The sequence below is a fragment of the Escherichia sp. AM3 genome (assembly GCF_032029835.1).
Classification (GTDB): domain Bacteria; phylum Pseudomonadota; class Gammaproteobacteria; order Enterobacterales; family Enterobacteriaceae; genus Escherichia; species Escherichia coli.
Map to the genome: position 1 here is coordinate 1 of NZ_JAVUPQ010000126.1, position 4,735 is coordinate 4,735.

Genomic DNA, 4,735 nt, shown 5'->3' on the forward strand with positions numbered 1-4,735 from the left:
GCACTTTCTTACATAAAGGTATTTCCTTTTCTGCGGAAAAGGAAATCGGGAAATCCCCGGTTTTTCTGACAATCAGACGCCATTATTTGTGTCTGCCTATGTTCGTTAATTCGTTCATCAGGAAATTATCTCAATGTCACATTATAAAACAGGTCATAAACAACCACGATTTCGTTATTCAGTTCTGGCCCGCTGCGTGGCGTGGGCAAATATCTCTGTTCAGGTTCTTTTTCCACTCGCTGTCACCTTTACCCCAGTAATGGCGGCACGTGCGCAGCATGCGGTTCAGCCACGGTTGAGCATGGGAAATACTACGGTAACTGCTGATAATAACGTGGAGAAAAATGTCGCGTCGTTTGCCGCAAATGCCGGGACATTTTTAAGCAGTCAGCCAGATAGCGATGCGACACGTAACTTTATTACCGGAATGGCCACAGCTAAAGCTAACCAGGAAATACAGGAGTGGCTCGGGAAATATGGTACTGCGCGCGTCAAACTGAATGTCGATAAAGATTTCTCGCTGAAGGATTCTTCGCTGGAAATGCTTTATCCGATTTATGATACGCCGACAAATATGTTGTTCACTCAGGGGGCAATACATCGTACAGACGATCGTACTCAGTCAAATATTGGTTTTGGCTGGCGTCATTTTTCAGGAAATGACTGGATGGCGGGGGTGAATACTTTTATCGATCATGATTTATCCCGTAGTCATACCCGCATTGGTGTTGGTGCGGAATACTGGCGCGATTATCTGAAACTGAGCGCCAATGGTTATATTCGGGCTTCTGGCTGGAAAAAATCGCCGGATATTGAGGATTATCAGGAACGCCCGGCGAATGGCTGGGATATTCGTGCTGAGGGCTATTTACCCGCCTGGCCGCAGCTTGGCGCAAGCCTGATGTATGAACAGTATTATGGCGATGAAGTCGGGCTGTTTGGTAAAGATAAGCGCCAGAAAGACCCGCATGCTATTTCTGCCGAGGTGACCTATACGCCAGTGCCTCTTCTGACACTGAGCGCCGGGCATAAGCAGGGCAAGAGTGGTGAGAATGACACTCGCTTTGGCCTGGAAGTTAATTATCGGATTGGCGAACCTCTGGCGAAACAACTCGATACAGACAGCATTCGCGAGCGTCGGGTACTGGCAGGCAGCCGCTATGACCTGGTTGAGCGTAATAACAACATCGTTCTTGAGTACCGCAAATCTGAAGTGATCCGTATTGCTCTGCCTGAACGTATTGAAGGTAAGGGTGGTCAGACACTTTCCCTGGGGCTTGTGGTCAGCAAAGCAACTCACGGACTGAAAAATGTGCAGTGGGAAGCGCCGTCATTACTGGCTGAGGGTGGCAAAATTACCGGTCAGGGTAGTCAGTGGCAAGTAACGCTCCCGGCTTATCGTCCAGGCAAAGACAATTATTATGCGATTTCTGCGGTTGCCTACGATAACAAAGGCAATGCCTCAAAACGCGTGCAGACAGAGGTGGTCATTACCGGAGCAGGTATGAGCGCCGATCGCACGGCGTTAACGCTTGACGGTCAGAGCCGTATTCAAATGCTTGCTAACGGTAATGAGCAAAGACCGCTGGTGCTGTCTCTGCGCGACGCCGAGGGGCAGCCAGTCACGGGCACGAAAGATCAGATCAAGACTGAACTAGCCTTCAAACCGGCTGGAAATATTGTGACTCGTTCCCTGAAGGCCACTAAATCACAGGCAAAGCCAACACTGGGTGAGTTCACCGAAACTGAAGCAGGGGTGTATCAGTCTGTCTTTACTACCGGAACGCAGTCAGGTGAGGCAACGATTACTGTTAGCGTTGATGGCATGAGCAAAACCGTCACTGCAGAACTGCGGGCCACGATGATGGATGTGGCAAACTCCACCCTGAGCGCTAACGAGCCGTCAGGTGATGTGGTTGCTGATGGTCAGCAAGCCTATACGTTGACGTTGACTGCGGTGGACTCCGAGGGTAATCCGGTGACGGGAGAAGCCAGCCGCTTGCGATTTGTTCCGCAAGACACTAATGGTGTAACCGTTGGTGCCATTTCGGAAATAAAACCAGGCGTTTACAGCGCCACGGTTTCTTCGACCCGTGCCGGAAACGTTGTTGTGCGTGCTTTCAGCGAGCAGTATCAGCTGGGCACATTACAACAAACGCTGAAGTTTGTTGCCGGTCCGCTTGATGCAGCACATTCGTCCATCACCCTGAATCCTGATAAACCGGTGGTTGGCGGTACAGTTACGGCAATCTGGACGGCAAAAGATGCCTATGACAACCCTGTGACCAGCCTCACGCCGGAAGCGCCGTCATTAGCGGGTGCCGCTGCTGTAGGTTCTACGGCATCTGGCTGGACAAATAATGGTGATGGGACGTGGACTGCGCAGATTACTCTCGGCTCTACGGCGGGTGAATTAGAAGTTATGCCGAAGCTAAATGGACAGGATGCGGCAGCAAATGCGGCAAAAGTAACCGTGGTGGCTGATGCGTTATCTTCAAACCAGTCGAAAGTCTCTGTCGCAGAAGATCACGTAAAAGCCGGCGAAAGCACAACCGTGACGCTTATTGCAAAAGATGCACATGGCAACACTATCAGTGGTCTTTCGTTGTCGGCAAGTTTGACGGGGACCGCCTCTGAAGGGGCGACCGTTTCCAGTTGGACCGAAAAAGGTGACTGTTCCTATGTTGCTACGTTAACTACAGGCGGAAAGACGGGCGAGCTTCGTGTCATGCCGCTCTTCAACGGCCAGCCAGCAGCCACCGAAGCCGCGCAGTTGACGGTCATCGCCGGAGAGATGTCATCAGCGAACTCTACGCTTGTTGCGGACAATAAGGCTCCGACCGTCAAAATGACGACGGAACTCACCTTCACCGTGAAGGATGCGTACGGGAACCCGGTCACCGGGCTGAAGCCAGATGCACCAGTGTTTAGCGGTGCCGCCAGCACGGGGAGTGAGCGTCCTTCAGCAGGAAACTGGACAGAGAAAGGTAATGGGGTCTACGTGGCGACCTTAACGCTGGGATCTGCCGCGGGTCAGTTGTCTGTGATGCCGCGAGTGAACGGCCAAAATGCCGTTGCTCAGCCACTGGTGCTGAACGTTGCAGGTGACGCATCTAAGGCTGAGATTCGTGATATGACAGTGAAGGTTAATAACCAACTGGCTAATGGACAGTCTGCTAACCAGATAACCCTGACCGTCGTGGACAGCTATGGTAACCCGTTGCAGGGGCAAGAAGTTACGCTGACTTTACCGCAGGGTGTGACCAGCAAGACGGGGAATACAGTAACAACCAATGCGGCAGGGAAAGTGGACATTGAGCTTATGTCAACGGTTGCGGGGGAACACAGCATCACGGCCTCAGTGAATAATGCTCAGAAGACGGTTACGGTGAAATTCAAGGCGGATTTCAGTACCGGTCAGGCGACCCTGGAGGTTGATGGCAGCACGCCAAAAGTGGCAAACGACAATGATGCCTTTACGCTGACGGCAACGGTTAAGGATCAATACGGCAACCTTCTGCCTGGCGCTGTGGTCGTCTTTAATCTGCCTCGGGGCGTCAAACCGCTTGCAGACGGTAATATCATGGTGAACGCCGACAAGGAGGGTAAAGCGGAACTGAAAGTGGTCTCCGTGACTGCCGGAACGTATGAGATCACGGCGTCGGCAGGAAATGACCAGCCTTCGAATGCGCAGTCTGTAACGTTTGTGGCCGATAAGACTACGGCGACCATCTCCAGTATTGAGGTGATTGGCAACCGTGCAGTGGCGGATGGCAAAACCAAACAGACGTATAAAGTTACGGTGACTGATGCCAATAACAACCTGTTGAAGGATAGCGACGTGACGCTGACTGCCAGCTCGGAAAATTTAGTTCTGGATCCTAAAGGGACGGCGAAAACTAATGAGCAAGGACAGGCTGTTTTCACCGGCTCTACCACTATCGCAGCGACATATACACTCACGGCGAAAGTGGAACAGGCCAACGGTCAGGTATCGACGAAAACTGCTGAATCTAAATTCGTCGCGGATGATAAAAACGCGGTGCTCGCCGCATCTCCAGAACGTGTAGATTCTCTGGTGGCGGACGGGAAGACTACTGCAACAATGACGGTTACCCTGATGGCGGGAGTCAATCCCGTAGGAGGAAGTATGTGGGTCGACATTGAGGCTCCGGAAGGAGTGACGGAGAAGGATTATCAATTCCTGCCGTCGAAGGCTGACCATTTCTCAGGTGGGAAAATCACGCGTACATTTAGTACCAGCAAGCCAGGTGTCTATACGTTCACATTCAACGCACTGACGTATGGCGGGTACGAAATGACGCCTGTGAAGGTGACAATTAACGCCGTTGCTGCAGAGACTGAAAATGGCGAGGAGGAGATGCCATAATTTGAATAGTATGAAAGTTACGATCTAATAAAGAATAATGGTGTTGAAATATTCAACGCCATTATTCACTGAATACCTTGCCTGATACTGATTAAATAGTATCAGGCAAGGATAAAACTCAATAAGAGATAGTGACCAACTAAACCGGACGAACGGGAATAAAAATTTCGCAAACAACATCATTGCCATCCTTTTCTACGAAATCTTCATTGTAATAAAAGCGCTCAATATCGCTGCCGTTCACTCTGGCTAACCCCCTGGCAGGTAACTCTATCAGATAGATGTTACGCACCCAGTCAGGATAATTTTCCCAGTTTCCTTCATAACGGAAAGAGGCATAAAGTC

At 50.8% G+C, this 4,735-nt stretch carries 2 protein-coding genes; one reads left to right on the forward strand and one right to left on the reverse strand.

Going from position 1 to position 4,735, the window contains the following annotated elements; translation table 11 throughout:
- Window positions 1-133 precede the first annotated feature (133 nt).
- Window positions 134-4,390, forward strand: a complete 4,257-nt coding sequence (gene fdeC / locus RTW80_RS22460) for an inverse autotransporter adhesin FdeC (protein WP_000020221.1) — start codon at window positions 134-136, stop codon at window positions 4,388-4,390.
- Between the two features lie 139 nt (window positions 4,391-4,529).
- On the opposite strand, the gene RTW80_RS22465 is transcribed toward fdeC, so the two are convergent.
- A partial coding sequence (locus tag RTW80_RS22465; protein ID WP_312720262.1) for a GyrI-like domain-containing protein occupies window positions 4,530-4,735 on the reverse strand: 206 nt, incomplete at its 5' end.